Genomic DNA, 16,342 nt, shown 5'->3' on the forward strand with positions numbered 1-16,342 from the left:
AGTGACATCACCCACGAGCCAGAACCTTGCGCAGCGCTTCGAGGAAGCGGCTGTTTTCCGCCGGCAGACCGATGGTCACCCGCAGGTGGTTCGGCATGCCGTAGTTGGCTACCGGACGCACGATCACGCCTTCGCGCAGCAAGCCCTGGAACACCGGAGCCGCGACCTGACCGAGGTCGACGCAGATGAAATTGCCTTTGGATTCGATCCAGCTCAGCCCCAGCTCACGGAAGCCGGCCTGCAACTGCTGCATACCCGACTCATTGAGCTGACGGCTTTGCGCCAGATATTCCTCATCCTTCAGCGCTGCGCAGGCTGCCGCGAGGGCCAGACTGTTGACGTTGAACGGCTGGCGAACGCGGTTCAGCACGTCAGCCACAACCGCAGTCGACAGACCGTAGCCAACGCGCAATGCCGCCAGGCCATAGGCTTTGGAGAAGGTGCGCGAGACCAGCAGATTCGGGTAAGCGGCGAGGAAATCCAGACCGTCCGGCAGATCGCTGCCTTCGGCGTACTCGATGTAAGCCTCGTCCAGCACCACCAGCACATGCTCCGGAACGTCCTGCAGGAACTCGTCCAGCGCTTCAGCACCGAACCAGGTACCGGTCGGGTTGTTCGGGTTGGCGATAAACACCACGCGGGTGTTGGCATCGATGGCCGCGAGCATTGCAGGCAGGTCATGCCCCCAATCTTTCGCCGGCACCACTTTGGCTTGGGCGCCGACTGCCTGGGTGGCAATCGGGTACACAGCGAAAGCGTGCTCACTGAACACGGCATTCAGACCCGGCGCCAGATAGGCGCGCGCGACCAGTTCAAGAATGTCGTTGGAACCGTTGCCCAGCGTGACCTGATTCAGCTCGACGCGGCATTGCTCGGCCAGCAGGGATTTCAGCGCGAAACCGTTGCCGTCCGGGTAACGCGTCAACTCGGCCAGCTCTTCGCGGATCGCCGCCAAGGCTTTCGGACTGGCACCCAGCGGGTTTTCGTTGCTCGCCAGTTTGACGATTTTTGCCGGATCCAGGTCCAGCTCGCGCGCCAGTTCGTCCACAGGCTTGCCCGGAACGTACGGCGAAAGTTGTTGCACGCCCGGCTGTGCCAGAGCGAGGAAGTTGCCACTCATTTGCTACCGCCCCTTAGAGAACTGCTTTCGGGTAGGAACCCAGCACTTTGAGTGCTACTGCTTCCTGACTGATCTTTTCCAATACACCTTTGATCAACGGATCACGGTGATGGCCGACGAAGTCGATGAAGAACACGTAGGTCCATTTGCCACTGCGCGACGGACGGGTTTCGATACGGGTCAGGTCGATCCCGTTGTCGTGGAACGGCACCAGCAACTCATGGAGCGCGCCGGGCTTGTTGCTCATCGACACGATGATCGAAGTCTTGTCGTCGCCGGTCGGCGGCACTTCCTGGTTACCGATCATCAGGAAGCGCGTCGAGTTGTCGGGACGGTCTTCGATCTTCTCGGCCAGACGCGTCAGGCCATACAGCCCTGCCGCCATGTCGCCGGCAATCGCCGCCGAATTCCACTCGCCTTTAACCCGCTTGGCCGCTTCGGCGTTGCTCGACACCGCCACGCGCTCGACATTCGGGTAATGCGCGTCCAGCCACTTGCGGCACTGGGCCAGCGATTGCGCGTGGGAATAGATGCGGCTGATGCTGTCGGTCTTGGTATTTTCACCGACCAACAGGTGATGGTGAATGCGCAGCTCGACTTCGCCACAGATCACCATGTCGTGTTCGAGGAAGCTGTCCAGCGTGTGGTTGACCGCGCCTTCGGTGGAGTTTTCCACCGGCACCACGCCAAAATTCACCGCACCGGCCGCCACCTCACGAAACACTTCGTCGATCGCCGCCATCGGCTTGCTGATCACCGCGTGACCGAAGTGTTTCATCGCTGCGGCTTGGGTGAAGGTGCCTTCAGGACCGAGATAAGCCACTTTCAGTGGCTGCTCCAGCGCCAGGCACGACGACATGATTTCACGGAACAACCGCGCCATCTCTTCGTTGCCCAGCGGCCCCTGATTGCGCTCCATCACCCGCTTGAGCACCTGAGCTTCGCGCTCAGGACGATAGAACACCGGCACTTCGCCTTCGGCCAGCGAGGCCATCTTTACTCGCGCGACTTCCTGGGCGCAACGCGCACGCTCACTGATCAGCTCCATGACTTTGGTGTCCAGAGCGTCAATGCGAACGCGCAGTGCCTTGAGTTCTTGCTCGGACATCAGCCGTGTTCCTTCTCGAATTCAGCCATGTACGCCACCAGCGCATTAACCGCGGTGATGTCGACGGCGTTGTAGATGGAGGCGCGCATGCCGCCCACGGAGCGGTGGCCCTTCAGATTGAGCAAGCCGCGCTCTTCGGCACCGACGAGGAACGGCTTGTCCAGACGATCATCGGCCAGACGGAACGGCACGTTCATCCACGAGCGATCCGACTTGTTGATCGGGTTGCTGTAGAGGCCGCTGGCGTCGATGAAGTCGTACAGCGTGCGCTGTTTGACGTCGTTGAGCTTGGCGATCGCTTCGACACCGCCCTGCTCTTTCAGCCACTGGAACACCAGGCCGGACAGGTACCAGGCCAGGGTCGGCGGGGTGTTGTACATCGAGCCGTTATCCGCTGCGACTTTGTAGTCGAGCATGGTCGGGCACAGCGCGCGCGCCTTGCCGAGCAGGTCTTCGCGGATGATGTTGACCACGATACCGCTCGGGCCGATGTTTTTCTGTGCGCCGGCGTAGATCATGCCGAAACGCGAGATATCGACCGGGCGCGAGAGGATGTCCGAAGACATGTCGGCTACCAGCGGTACATCACCGACTTCAGGAATCCACTGGAATTCCAGACCACCGATGGTTTCGTTCGGCGCGTAGTGAACATAAGCGGCGTCTTTCGACAGCTTCCACTCGTTCTGGCCCGGGATAGCGAAATAGTCGTATGGCTTGGCGGTGGCGGCAACATTGACGTGGCCGTAGCGCGAAGCTTCTTCGATGGCTTTCTGCGACCAGATACCGGTGTCGATATAGTCGGCCGAGCCGCCTTCAGGCAGCAGGTTCAGTGGGATCTGCGCGAATTGCTGGCTGGCGCCACCTTGCAGAAACAGCACTTTATAGTTCGACGGGATATTCAGCAGGTCACGCAGATCCTGCTCGGCCTGGGTGGCGATGGACACGAACTCATCGCTGCGATGGCTCATTTCCATGACCGACAGACCCTTGCCATGCCAATCAAGGAGTTCACCCTGGGCGCGCTGCAGGACAGCTTCAGGAAGCGCCGCAGGACCGGCGCAGAAGTTATAGGCTCGCTTGCTCACATCCAATCTCGCTCTGACTTGGTGATACACAAAAAATCTGTAAATCTGATAGGTCTACCTCTGTAGCAGCCTTCGGCAACTCCTACAGGGGAAATTCATACCGGACAAATAACAAGGGGGCGAATTCTCATCCGCCCCCTCGTTTGTCCGCTTATTCTTGCGGTTCTTCGTCTGCTGCGGCGTCGAGTTGCTGGTCTTCACCGGCATCGTCGTTTACGACAGTGCCTTCGAATTCCTCGCCCTCTTCACCCTCAAGCTCTTCACCCTCAACTTCCGAAGGCTCCTGAACCCGCTCCAGCCCGACCAGGGTTTCATCCTTGGCCAGCTTGATCAGCGTTACACCTTGAGTGTTACGACCCAGGCTCGACACTTCGTCGACACGGGTACGCACCAGGGTGCCCTGATCGGAGATCAGCATGATTTCTTCACCGTCCTGCACCTGAACTGCGCCGACCAGACGACCGTTACGCTCGTTGCTGACCATGGCGATAACGCCCTGACCGCCACGTTTGTATTCAGGGAACTCGGTGATCGCCGTGCGCTTGCCGTAGCCGCGCTCGGAGGCGGTGAGGATTTCGCTGCCCTCTTCCGGAATCAACATGGAGATCAGCTTCTGCCCTTCCGGCAGACGCATGCCACGTACACCGCGGGCGGTACGGCCCATGGCGCGAACTTCGGATTCCTTGAAGCGCGTCACTTTGCCGCCGTCGGAGAACAGCATGATTTCCTGCTCGCCATCGGTGATGGCTGCGGAGATCAGGATGTCGCCTTCGTCCAGTTCCAGCGCGATCAGACCAACGCTGCGCTGACGGCTGAAGGCCACCAGCGGAGTCTTCTTCACGGTACCGTTGGCAGTCGACATGAAGATGAACGGCGCTTTCTTGCGATCGGCAGCCTTGATGCGAGCGCGACGCTCTTCATCGGTTTCGTTGCTGTTTTCGATCTCTTCTACATCAGCCTCGACGCCTTCGGTTTCTTCTTCATCAGCCTGACGCTTCATGGCTTCGAGATCGACCGGCAGCATGGTGGTGATGTACTCGCCTTCGCTCAATGGCAGAAGGTTGACCAGCGGACGGCCACGGGCGGCGCGGGACGCTTCCGGAATCTCGTAGGTCTTGAGCCAGTACACCTTGCCCTTGCTGGAAAACAGCAGCAGCGTGGTGTGACTGTTGGCAACCAGCAGGTGAGCGATGTAGTCCTCATCCTTGACGCCGGTGGCCGATTTGCCTTTACCGCCACGACGCTGAGCCTGATACGCAGCCAGCGGCTGGGTCTTGGCGTAGCCACCGTGGGAGATGGTCACGACGCGTTCTTCTTCCGGGATCATGTCACCCAGGGTCAGATCAAGACGGGCATCGAGAATTTCGGTGCGACGCTGGTCGCCGTATTCGGCGCGGATCACTTCCAGCTCTTCGCGGATCACTTCCATCAGGCGCACGGCGCTGTTGAGGATGCGGATCAGCTCGCCGATCTGGTTAAGGATCTCTTGATACTCGGCCAGCAGTTTTTCGTGTTCCAGACCGGTCAGACGGTGCAGACGCAGTTCCAGAATGGCTTGCGCCTGTTCTGGCGACAGGAAGTACTTGCCTTCGCGCAGACCGTATTGCGGATCGAGGTTTTCCGGACGGCACGAATCGGCACCGGCACGTTCCACCATCGCCACCACTGCCGAGGATTCCCACGGCGTGCTGACCAGGGCTTCTTTTGCTTCCGACGGCGTCGGCGAAGCCTTGATCAGCGCGATAACCGGGTCGATGTTCGACAGGGCAACGGCCTGACCTTCGAGGATATGACCACGCTCGCGCGCCTTGCGCAGTTCGAACACGGTACGGCGGGTAACGACTTCGCGACGGTGACGGACGAAGGCTTCCAGCAGATCCTTGAGGTTCAGGATGCGTGGACGACCATCGATCAGCGCAACGATGTTGATGCCGAATACCGATTGCAGCTGGGTCTGGGCGTAGAGGTTGTTGAGGATCACCTCAGGCACTTCGCCGCGACGCAGTTCGATCACGACGCGCATACCATCCTTGTCGGACTCGTCGCGCAGTTCAGTGATGCCTTCCAGCTTCTTCTCTTTGACCAGCTCGGCGATCTTCTCGATCAGACGCGCCTTGTTCAGTTGGTAAGGGAGTTCGGTGATGACGATCTGCTGACGGCCACCGACCTTGTCGATGTCTTCGATGATCGAGCGGGCGCGCATATAAATGCGCCCGCGACCGGTGCGGTAGGCTTCGATGATGCCGGCGCGACCATTGATGATCGCGGCGGTCGGGAAGTCCGGACCGGGGATGTACTGCATCAACTCGTCGACGGTCAGCTCAGGGTTGTCGATGAGTGCCAGGCAACCGTCGATGACTTCACCGAGGTTGTGTGGCGGAATGTTGGTCGCCATGCCCACGGCGATACCGCTGGAGCCGTTGACCAGCAGGTTGGGGATACGGGTCGGCATGACCGCCGGGATCATTTCGGTGCCGTCGTAGTTCGGCACCCAGTCCACGGTTTCTTTGTGCAGGTCAGCCAGCAGCTCGTGCGCCAGCTTGGTCATGCGCACTTCGGTGTATCGCATCGCCGCGGCGTTATCGCCGTCGACCGAACCGAAGTTGCCCTGACCGTCTACCAGCAGGTAGCGCAGGGAGAAAGGCTGAGCCATACGAACGATGGTGTCGTACACGGCAGTGTCACCGTGCGGGTGATACTTACCGATCACGTCGCCGACAACACGGGCAGATTTCTTGTACGGCTTGTTGAAGTCGTTGCCCAGCTCGCTCATCGCGAACAGTACGCGACGGTGCACGGGCTTGAGGCCATCGCGCGCATCCGGCAGTGCACGGCCGACGATTACGCTCATCGCGTAGTCGAGGTAGGACTGTTTCAGCTCGTCTTCGATATTGACCGGGAGGATTTCTTTGGCCAGTTCGCCCATGAGAAGCCTGATTCCTTTTTCTGGTGAAACTTCGTCATATCCATGTGGGAGCAACGAAGCTCGCCGGGGCAGGCCGAGTGCCATGCGCCGACTTACGACAAATCAACATTGGATCGCGGATTTGCGCAGTAAAGACAGCTCCGTGGAGCTGCCTCGGAAAACGCCGGATGTTATCACAAAGGCCGCCACGCACCTATCCCCCAGATGCGCATGGAGCATAGTTAGTTGACCGGTGACAGGCTTAACGGGGACGAGAGAAGCTCAGAGCTTCTTTGAATGCAGATTTGAGGGCTGATTTGCGGATGTTTATTGACATTTAGGGGTACAAACACCTGTAGGAGCTGCCGAAGGCTGCGTTCTTTTGATCCTGCCCTCTAAAAAGCAAGATCAAAAGATCGCAGCCTTCGGCAGCTCCTACATTGAGTATCACCGCATTAATGCAGGCGTTTGCGGCACATCAACTGGGCCATTTTCGCGGTGTCCGGGCGTTCGACGATGCCTTTTTCGGTGACGATCGCGTCGATGAGATCCGCCGGCGTCACGTCAAACACCGGATTGAACGCTTCAACGTCCGCACCGACACGCTTGCCGCCGACTTCCAGCAACTCGGCGCCGTCACGCTCCTCGATCGGAATGTCGTCACCGCTGGCCAGATTCATGTCGATGGTGGAACTCGGTGCCACGACCATGAAGCGCACACCGTGGTGCATGGCGTTGACCGCCAGTTGATAGGTGCCGATCTTGTTCGCCACGTCACCATTGGCGGTGATTCGGTCAGCCCCGACGATCACCCAGGTCACGCCTTTGGTTTTCATGATGTGTGCAGCGGCGGAGTCGGCATTCAACGTAACCGGGATGCCTTCGTTGGCCAGTTCCCACGCAGTCAAACGCGAGCCTTGCAACCATGGGCGGGTCTCGTCGACATAGACGCGCTCGACCATGCCTTCAATGAAGGCTGCACGAATCACCCCTAACGCCGTACCGAAACCACCGGTGGCCAGCGCGCCAGTATTGCAATGAGTCAGAATCGCCTGGGCATTGCCCTGATGCTTGCGGATCAGATCAACGCCCAACTGGGCCATGGTCAGGTTGGCTTCGCGGTCGCTTTCGTGAATGGCGATGGCTTCGGCTTCCAGCGCGGCCAGCGGATCGGCGTTCTCTTTCAAGCGATCAAGGCGATCGTGCATGCGACCCAAGGCCCAAAACAGGTTAACCGCTGTCGGACGGGAATCGGCCAGCAAGGCAAAGTCCTCTTCCAGCGCCACGTACCAATCGCCACCTTCGGCGATCCGCGCACGGGCCGCGAGGACGATGCCATACGCGGCACTGATGCCAATGGCCGGCGCGCCACGTACCACCATCGAGCGAATCGCCTCGGCCACGCCGGCGGCGCTGGTGTAGGCAATCCAGGTTTCTTCGAACGGCAAAATACGCTGATCCAGCAGGTGCAGCGCGCCGTCACGCCAATCGATGGCCTTCACTTTTTCCGCAGCCAACAGTCGATCGCGCATCCTACACCCCGCACTCATGAACAAAAGCCGCCGATTATAGCGATCCCCCCGCGAAGACGCTCGGGTATACTTCGCCATCCTTTACAAAAGCACTGGAACCGACCCTCGATGCCGAAACCTGCCATTGCGCTCGACTTATTATTGCTGCCGACCTGGCTGGTACCCGTCGAACCTGCAGGCGTTGTGCTCAAGGAGCACGGCCTGGGCATCCGCGACGGTCGCATCGTGTTTATCGGCCCGCGCGCCGAAGCATTGAAGTGTAACGCCACTGAAGTCCGCGAACTGCCGGACGTGCTGCTCGCCCCCGGTCTGATCAACGCCCACGGCCATGCGGCGATGACGCTGTTCCGTGGCCTGGCCGATGATCTGCCGCTGATGACCTGGCTGGAAAACCATATCTGGCCGGCCGAGGCCAAGTGGGTCGATGAAGATTTCGTTCGTGATGGCACCGACCTGGCCATCGCCGAGCAGATCAAGGGCGGCATCACCTGCTTCTCGGACATGTATTTCTTTCCAAAAGTCGCCAGCGAGCGCGTGCACAACAGCGGCATTCGTGCGCAGATCGCCATTCCGATCCTTGATTTCCCGATCCCGGGCGCCAGCAGTGCCGATGAAGCCATTCGTCAGGGCGTCGAATTGTTTGGCGACTTGAAGCATCACGAACGCATCAAGATCACCTTCGGCCCTCATGCACCGTACACCGTCGGCGACGAGAATCTCGAGAAAATCCGCGTGATTGCCGAGGAGCTGGACGCATCGATCCACATGCACGTGCATGAAACCGCGTTCGAAGTCCAACAAGCGCTGGAGCAGCATGGCGAACGCCCGCTCGCTCGCCTCGGTCGTCTGGGCCTGCTCGGCCCGCGCTTCCAGGCCGTGCACATGACCCAGATCAGCGATGACGACCTGGCGTTGCTGGTAGAAAGCAACACCAGCGTCATTCATTGCCCGGAATCGAACCTGAAACTCGCCAGCGGTTTCTGCCCGGTCGAGCGTTTGTGGCAGGCTGGGGTGAATGTCGCGGTCGGTACCGATGGCGCCGCCAGTAATAATGATCTCGATCTGCTCGGCGAAACCCGCACTGCCGCCCTGCTGGCCAAAGCCGTTGCCGGCTCGGCCACGGCGCTGGACGCTCATCGGGCACTGCGCATGGCCACCCTGAATGGTGCGCGCGCACTGGGGATCGAGACGCAAGTTGGCTCGCTGGAAATCGGCAAAGCCGCCGACATCGTCGCTTTCGACCTGTCCGGCCTGGCCCAGCAACCGGTGTATGACCCGGTATCGCAGCTTATATACGCCACCGGCCGCGATTGCGTGAAACACCTGTGGGTCGCCGGCAAACAACTGCTCGACGACCGACGCCTGACGCGCATGGACGAAGCGCAACTGGGCGCCACCGCCCGTACCTGGGGCCAGCGCATCAGCGGCCACACCGAATCGTAAACACCCCGGCGCCCACGCCGGGGCTACAGCCCTTTTAAAGTTTTAGAGGAATTGAACATGAGCAACGTCGACCACGCCGAAATCGCCAAATTCGAAGCCCTGGCCCATCGCTGGTGGGACCGCGAAAGCGAATTCAAACCGCTGCACGACATCAACCCTTTGCGGGTCAACTGGATTGATGAGCGGGTCAATCTGGCCGGCAAGAAAGTCCTCGACGTCGGTTGCGGCGGCGGCATCCTCAGCGAAGCCATGGCGCAACGCGGTGCCACCGTGATGGGTATCGACATGGGCGAGGCGCCACTGGCGGTCGCGCAACTGCATCAACTGGAATCCGGCGTCAGCGTCGAATACCGCCAGATCACCGCCGAAGCCCTGGCCGAAGAAATGCCTGAGCAGTTCGACGTGGTGACCTGTCTGGAAATGCTCGAGCACGTACCGGATCCATCGTCGGTCATTCGTGCCTGCTTCCGCATGGTCAAACCGGGTGGCCAGGTGTTCTTCTCGACCATCAACCGCAACCCGAAGGCGTACCTGTTCGCCATTATCGGCGCTGAATACATCATGAAGCTGCTGCCGCGCGGCACCCACGACTTCAAGAAATTCATCCGCCCTTCCGAGCTGGGCGCCTGGAGCCGCATGGCCGGCCTGACCGTCAAGGACATCATCGGCCTGACCTACAACCCGCTGACCAAGCACTACAAGCTGGCCAACGACGTTGACGTCAACTACATGATCCAGACCCTGCGCGAGGAATAAGCCGATGGCCATCAGAGCAGTTCTCTTCGACATGGACGGCACCCTGCTCGACACGGCGCCGGACTTCATCGCCATCTGCCAGGCAATGCGCGCGGATCGTGGTTTGCCGCCGATGAACGACAAGCACATCCGCGACGAGATCTCCGGTGGCGCTAAAGCCATGGTTGCGGTGACGTTTTCGATGGACCCGGAATCACCGGGCTTCGAAGAACTGCGCCTGGAGTTCCTTGAGCGCTATCTGGTTGGCTGCGCCGTGCACAGCAAACTGTTCGACGGCATGGGCGAACTGTTAGCTGATATCGAAAAGGCCAAGCTGATCTGGGGCGTGGTCACCAACAAGCCATTGCGCTTTGCCGAGCCGATCATGCAACAGTTGGGACTGGCCGAGCGTTCGGCGCTGCTGATCTGCCCGGATCACGTGAAAAACAGCAAGCCGGATCCGGAACCGTTGATCCTTGCGTGCAAGATGCTTGATCTGGATCCGTCGACGGTTCTGTTTGTAGGCGATGATCTGCGCGATATCGAATCGGGGCGCGATGCCGGGACGAAAACCGCTGCGGTGACGTTTGGCTATATCCACCCGGACGATAATCCGCGTCATTGGGGCGCGGATGTGGTGGTGGATCATCCGTCGGAATTGCGCAAGGTACTCGATAGCGCGCTTTGCAGCTGCTGAGACCTGACGCAGAGCGTCATTGGCTGCATTCCCACGCGGAGCGTGGGGAACGATCTGACTCCATGATGAGGTTTTTATGTTTGATTATTCCGCTCGCCCCGAATTGCTCAAGGATCGGGTCATTCTGGTCACCGGTGCCGGTCGGGGCATTGGCGCGGCTGCGGCGAAAACCTACGCCGCCCACGGCGCCACCGTATTGCTGCTGGGCAAGACCGAAGCGAACCTGACGCAGGTCTATGACGAAATCGAAGCGGCAGGCCACCCTCAGCCGGCGGTGATTCCGTTCAACCTCGAAACCGCCCTGCCCCATCAATACGATGAGCTGGCCGCGATGATCGAGGCCGAATTCGGCCACCTCGACGGCTTGCTGCATAACGCTTCGATCATCGGCCCACGCACACCGATCGAGCAGTTGTCCGGTGAAAACTTCATGCGCGTCATGCAGGTCAACGTCAACGCCATGTTCATGCTGACCAGCACCCTGCTGCCGTTGCTCAAGCTGTCGCAGGATGCCTCGGTAGTGTTCACCTCCAGCAGTGTCGGGCGTAAGGGCCGGGCGTACTGGGGCGCCTATGGCGTCTCGAAGTTCGCCACCGAAGGCCTGATGCAAACCCTGGCCGATGAAGTCGATGGTGTGGCACCAGTGCGTTCCAACAGCATCAACCCGGGCGGTACGCGCACCAGTATGCGCGCGCAAGCTTATCCGGGAGAAAATCCGCTGAACAATCCGACGCCGGAAGAAATCATGCCGGTGTACCTGTACCTGATGGGCCCGGACAGTACCGGCATCAACGGCCAGGCATTCAACGCGCAATAACTGCCATACGTCGCATTTGTTGCCGCGGCAGATTCCTGTCGCGGCATGCATTTGCCGCTGGCGACCGTCACATTTCAGTCAAATTTCCAGCGCACACCTCGCACCAAAATATCCAAACCATTGATTCCAAACGGTTTAAATAAAACCGAACCGAATGGCACGACTTTCGCTCTAATTTTCCTCAAAGCAAGCCACGTGAAGGCAATGGGGCGAGGCCGATTTCGATAGCTGACTAATCGTCATCCGGCAGACTAAACTTACGCCAAACGTCCTACGGGACTGATGGATCAGTATGACGCGCAGCCCATAGCCGCTCTCACCCAGCCTGTAAGACAGACTTACTGCTAAGGGTTCACGCCATATGAAATCACCCTCCCAGACCAATGCAATTGACTTCGACAGTGCCAAATTGCAACGCCTGGGCTTTGGTCAATTGCCTCCCTTGTTGGAGCGACCGGCCAGTCTGGCGCAATTGCGCCAGCAAATGAGCCTGCAACTGCAAACCAGCCTCGAACCGCAACGCATCCTCGGTCTGTTTTTCCGCGAAGTTCAGCGCCTCGTGCCATTGGACGCGCTGAGTTACGTGCACCAAGGCAGCGATTTGCGCCTGGAGTTCGGCAGCCGCGGCCATCACTCGGTCAGCTACAGCCTGAGCCACGAAGGCGAGCACATGGGCGAACTGGTGTTCCGCCGCAATCAGCGCTTCAACGACAAGGAACAAGGCCAGCTGGAGTCGCTGCTGTCATCCTTGCTGTACCCGATGCGCAACGCCCTGCTTTACCGTGAGGCGACCCAGAGCGCTCTGCGCGATCCGCTGACCGGCGCCGGCAACCGCATCGCCATGGAGCAGACCCTGCAACGGGAAATCGAAATGTCCCGTCGCCACCTGCAACCGTTGTCGCTGTTGATGCTCGATATCGACCACTTCAAACGGGTCAATGACAGCCATGGTCACAGTGCCGGCGATGACGTGCTTAAAGCCATCGCCGCGACGATCAAGGCACAATTGCGCAACGTCGACATGGTGTTCCGTTACGGCGGGGAAGAGTTTCTGATTCTGCTGTCCAACACCAGCCGCGAAGCGGCGGCAATGGTCGGCGAACGGCTGCGTTATGCGACACAGGCGGCTGAGTACTACGCCGATGGCCAGTTGATCGAGCTGACCGTGAGCCTGGGATGCTCGACGTTACTGCCCGGCGAATCGGCCGACAGCTTGCTGCGCCGCGCTGACAGTGCGCTGTACGTGGCCAAGCGCGAAGGGCGTAATCGCTTGGCCATGGCGGGCTGAGCTGTTCAACCAACACAAAACAGTGTGGGAGCGAGCCTGCTCGCGAAAGCGGTGATTCAGTCAAAGCAATGCTGACTGACATGACCCCTTCGCGAGCAGGCTCGCTCCCACATTGGTATTGCGTGAGACTTGAATCAGCTCTCGACTACCGCCCTGCGCTCTCGGTTGACCAACAAGCGTTCCGACGTCTCCAGTTGCATGCAGCGCTCCAGAAACAGATACATGTAGTCATAGCTCTTGCACACCGCCTGACGCAGTTCGGCCTGCAAGGCCTTGCTCGGGTTCATCCCCGCGAGCGTGCAGATGATTTCCAGCGCCTCCCAGGGATGAGCATCGTCGTACTGGGCATGCATCTTCAACCACTTCATCGCCCGCTTGCGATCCTCTTCGGGAAACGCTGCGGCATACATGCCGGTGGAGCAGACCAGCGCCGACCACTCCCCGGTCGCGCCTTCGATGGCATAGTTGGTGGCGGCAATGGCCACGATCAGCGAATCGGCAGAACTGGTGTGCCAGCACCAATGACTCAAGGCATGCAACTCAGGCGGCACCTGTTGAGCCTGAAGGTCTTCCAGACTGACGCCATGTGCCCGGCTCCAATGCACCCAGTAATCGGCGTGATTGAGTTCAACGCGGATATTGCGCATCAACCAGCGCCGCGCCATGTCTTCACCCGGATGCCGGGCAAATCTGGTTTTGGTGAGGTTCTGCGCCATGTACAACGCAAACTGCTCAACCACCGGCCAGCCCCCGATCAGGTACTGACGCATGGTTCTGGCGCTGAGCTTGTTATCACGCATGCGCAGGTAAAGTTCATGTTCGACAACCCGGCGCTTGCTCTCGCTGCAATCCTCAATGAGCTGTTGCGCCCAGGCAGGATAACTTGCAGCTTCCATGAGTGGTCCGGTTCGGTTGAATGTGTCGATCACTGTTCGGCTCCTTTTGATTTGTGATTGTAAGGATCGGCGAGAGACTTCAACGGAACGTGCCAGGCGCTTTGAATAACAGCGGTTGCGGTCTGGCGGGCCGACTTTGCAAACTGTCACAGGTAAACAACTGTGGGCGTTCTATAACATAACCCTGAGCGTAATCCACACCAATTTCGAGCAATGCCTGCTCGATCTGAGTTGTTTCAACAAACTCGGCAATTGTCTGCTTACCCATGACATGCCCGATGTGATTGATCACTTCGACCATTGCGCGGTTAATCGGGTCGTCCAGCATATCCTTTACGAAACTCCCGTCGATCTTCAGGAAGTCTACAGGCAAATGTTTCAGATAAGCGAATGAAGACATTCCGGCACAAAAGTCATCTAATGAAAAATAGCAACCTAAGCCTTTGAGTTCATTAATAAATCTTATTGCGCTGCCCAGATTTGCAATTGCACTGGTTTCTGTAATTTCAAAACAAATCATTTCAGGCGGTATTGCGTAGTTAACAAACTGCTCTCGCAGAAAGTGCAAAAACGCGTCATCTCCTATAGTAATGCCTGACAGATTAATCGCACACATTGCTAAAGGCTCTTGATGTTCTTGTGCAATACATTGAGCAATAACCTTGAATACGTTCTGAACTACCCAGCGATCCAGTTGACTCATCAAACCATAACGCTCGGCAGCGGGAATGAAACTGTCCGGCAGAATCATCCGCCCGGCTTCATCATGCAGACGCAGCAGAATCTCGATGTGCCCACCCTTGTTGTCACCCGGCTTGAGCGGGGCGATTTCCTGGGCGTACAGACAAAAGCGGTTTTCTTCCAGTGCCATGTGCAGCCGTTGCACCCAAGCCATTTCGCCAAAGCGCAGCGACAGCTCGGAATCGTCGGCGTGGTAGACCTGCACCCGGTTGCGGCCCTTTTCCTTGGCCATGTAACAGGCCATATCGGCCGCGCGCAGTGAGGCTTCGAGGGTCGTCGGGGTCTGCGCGATATGCACCAGACCAATGCTCACCGTGGTCAGGAACGGCCGCCCTTTCCAGACAAAATGCAGGTTCTGCACAGTCTGGCGTAGCGCCTCGGCGATTTTCTCGGCCGCGTCTGGCGCGCAGTTCTCCAGCAGAATGCCGAACTCATCACCGCCCAGGCGCGCCAGCGTGTCGCCTTCGCGCAGCCCCGATTGCAACAGCGTACAAATGTGCCTTAACAGCTCATCGCCGGCGGCGTGACCACAGGTATCGTTGACCAGTTTGAATTGATCGAGGTCGAGGAACATCAGCGCATGCCGCCCGGAATGCCGCGTGAGCTTATGCAGTGCCTGCTCCAGCCGATATTCGAACTCGCGACGGTTGGCCAACCCGGTCAGCGCATCATGGGTCGCCTGCCACGACAGGTTGGCGATGTATTGCCGCTCCTGAGTCATGTCGTGCAGCACCAGCACCGTGCCGCTGACCTTGCCGGCATTGCGGATCGGTGCGCCGACCAGCGTCACTGACAACGTCGTGCCATCCAGGCGCTGGATCAGTTTCGAATGCTCGCTGCCGCCACTGAGCTGGCCACTGAGAATGTGCTCGATCAGGGTCAGCCCCTCGGCCTGGGCGTTGTCGTCGAGCAAATTGAACAACGCTGCCAGCGGCAATCCCGCCGCCTGCTCGGCCTTCCAGTGGGTCATGGCTTCGGCGGCCGGGTTCATGTAATCGATGGCACCACTGACATCGGTGGTGATGACGCCATCACCGATCGAATGCAAGGTGACGTGCGCCCGATCCTTCTCAAGTTGCAGCGCCTCGGCAAAGGCGTGACGCTGCTTGAGCAGTTTGTGCGTGCGCCACAGGGCCAGCACGATCAGCCCCAGTGCCGTGGCCAGATTGGTTAACAGCAGCAGCCGCAGAATCATCCGCGAGCCTTCGCCCAAGGCATCGCTGAAAGCTTTCGCCGCCGGAGTCACGGCATCGTTGATGGCGAAAATCCGCGCCTTCCAGCGCTGGATATCGGCGCTGCTGGCCGTGCTATCTGAAATGCTGCGGTGCATCTCCTGCGCCACGTCATCCAGTTCGACCAGATAGGCATCGCCGACCGTCCAGCGGTCAATGGCAGTTTCCAGATAACTGAAATGACGGAAGTTGAGGTACAGCCAGATCAGGCTGGACACGTCGTCCGGGTGGTTGCCACCCTTGAGAATACCTTCGCGTGCTGCGGCCAGATCCGGCGGTTGATGATCCAGCGCCAGACGCAACTGATGCCCGCCTTGCGGCACGGCAATCGCGTTGCGGTATTTGAGGAAGATCGCCTCGTCACGGCTGTCGGCGTATAGATTGAGGTAATAGATCGCGTCTTTCTGGCCCTTGGACCAGAGACTTTCGCCAGCGACATAACCGCGAACGGCCGAGAGCACGTAAAGACTCACGCCACCCAGTAACGCTTGAAACAACACGACGGCAATAAATGGCCAGACGATGCCCAACAACCGTGGCGTTCCGAGAGTCCGCTTTTGCTTCATGAGATCCCTTGCGCAAGCACTGCCAGATGAACACCGGAAAATCCCGCTCCTGACAGCTCAGCCTAGGCTAGTTTTCGACAAGTCAAAGGGACAGCTCTGCCGTCCTCTAGGCCGATTGTGCAAATGGCTGTGCTGCTTGCGCGTTCCGGTTGAATTTACTCAATGCAATTCAAGCAC

The 16,342-nt window shown here is 58.9% G+C and carries 12 protein-coding genes; 5 read left to right on the forward strand and 7 right to left on the reverse strand.

Going from position 1 to position 16,342, the window contains the following annotated elements; all coding sequences use genetic code 11:
• Positions 1 to 7: 7 nt before the first annotated feature.
• From hisC to mtnA, 5 genes are all read right to left on the reverse strand, one after another.
• The gene (gene hisC, locus AC3IUF_RS21390; protein ID WP_007908418.1) at positions 8 to 1,120 is read right to left on the reverse strand and encodes a histidinol-phosphate transaminase; all 1,113 of its coding nucleotides are present in this window, start codon (positions 1,118 to 1,120) and stop codon (positions 8 to 10) included.
• Positions 1,121 to 1,133: 13 nt separating this feature from the next.
• Complete coding sequence (gene pheA, locus AC3IUF_RS21395) at positions 1,134 to 2,228, reverse strand: prephenate dehydratase (RefSeq protein WP_007908404.1); 1,095 nt, start codon at positions 2,226 to 2,228, stop codon at positions 1,134 to 1,136.
• Positions 2,228 to 3,313 (reverse strand): 3-phosphoserine/phosphohydroxythreonine transaminase, encoded by a 1,086-nt coding sequence (serC, locus tag AC3IUF_RS21400; protein WP_007908403.1) that lies wholly within the window; start codon positions 3,311 to 3,313, stop codon positions 2,228 to 2,230. Before serC ends, pheA begins: the two co-directional genes overlap by 1 nt.
• A gap of 151 nt (positions 3,314 to 3,464) precedes the next feature.
• A complete protein-coding gene (gene gyrA / locus AC3IUF_RS21405; protein WP_489279251.1) occupies positions 3,465 to 6,239 on the reverse strand; it encodes a DNA gyrase subunit A in 2,775 nt (924 codons plus the stop codon).
• A 434-nt stretch (positions 6,240 to 6,673) separates the two neighbouring features.
• Complete coding sequence (gene mtnA / locus AC3IUF_RS21410; RefSeq protein ID WP_489279252.1) at positions 6,674 to 7,750, reverse strand: S-methyl-5-thioribose-1-phosphate isomerase; 1,077 nt, start codon at positions 7,748 to 7,750, stop codon at positions 6,674 to 6,676.
• A gap of 108 nt (positions 7,751 to 7,858) precedes the next feature.
• On the opposite strand from mtnA, the gene AC3IUF_RS21415 reads away from it, so the two are divergent.
• The 5 genes from AC3IUF_RS21415 to AC3IUF_RS21435 all read left to right on the forward strand — a co-directional run bounded on the left by AC3IUF_RS21415 (position 7,859) and on the right by AC3IUF_RS21435 (position 12,730).
• Positions 7,859 to 9,193, forward strand: a complete 1,335-nt coding sequence (locus tag AC3IUF_RS21415) for a TRZ/ATZ family hydrolase (protein ID WP_489279253.1) — start codon at positions 7,859 to 7,861, stop codon at positions 9,191 to 9,193.
• 57 nt (positions 9,194 to 9,250) lie between these two features.
• Positions 9,251 to 9,949, forward strand: a complete 699-nt coding sequence (gene ubiG, locus AC3IUF_RS21420; protein ID WP_007908399.1) for a bifunctional 2-polyprenyl-6-hydroxyphenol methylase/3-demethylubiquinol 3-O-methyltransferase UbiG — start codon at positions 9,251 to 9,253, stop codon at positions 9,947 to 9,949.
• Between the two features lie 4 nt (positions 9,950 to 9,953).
• Entirely contained in the window at positions 9,954 to 10,625 is a 672-nt protein-coding gene (gene mupP, locus AC3IUF_RS21425) for an N-acetylmuramic acid 6-phosphate phosphatase MupP (protein WP_007908398.1), read from the forward strand.
• Positions 10,626 to 10,701: 76 nt separating this feature from the next.
• A complete protein-coding gene (locus AC3IUF_RS21430) occupies positions 10,702 to 11,442 on the forward strand; it encodes a YciK family oxidoreductase (protein WP_007908397.1) in 741 nt (246 codons plus the stop codon).
• A 361-nt stretch (positions 11,443 to 11,803) separates the two neighbouring features.
• On the forward strand, positions 11,804 to 12,730 hold the full coding sequence (locus tag AC3IUF_RS21435; protein WP_007908395.1) for a GGDEF domain-containing protein: 927 nt from the start codon (positions 11,804 to 11,806) through the stop codon (positions 12,728 to 12,730).
• A gap of 134 nt (positions 12,731 to 12,864) precedes the next feature.
• On the opposite strand, the gene AC3IUF_RS21440 is transcribed toward AC3IUF_RS21435, so the two are convergent.
• Both AC3IUF_RS21440 and AC3IUF_RS21445 read right to left on the reverse strand, forming a co-directional pair.
• Positions 12,865 to 13,626, reverse strand: coding sequence for an iron-containing redox enzyme family protein (locus tag AC3IUF_RS21440; RefSeq protein ID WP_489279254.1), 762 nt, complete (start codon positions 13,624 to 13,626; stop codon positions 12,865 to 12,867).
• A 79-nt stretch (positions 13,627 to 13,705) separates the two neighbouring features.
• Positions 13,706 to 16,165 (reverse strand): EAL domain-containing protein, encoded by a 2,460-nt coding sequence (locus AC3IUF_RS21445; RefSeq protein ID WP_095112911.1) that lies wholly within the window; start codon positions 16,163 to 16,165, stop codon positions 13,706 to 13,708.
• Positions 16,166 to 16,342 lie beyond the last annotated feature (177 nt).

It is taken from the genome of Pseudomonas sp. KH_040, assembly GCF_057839305.1.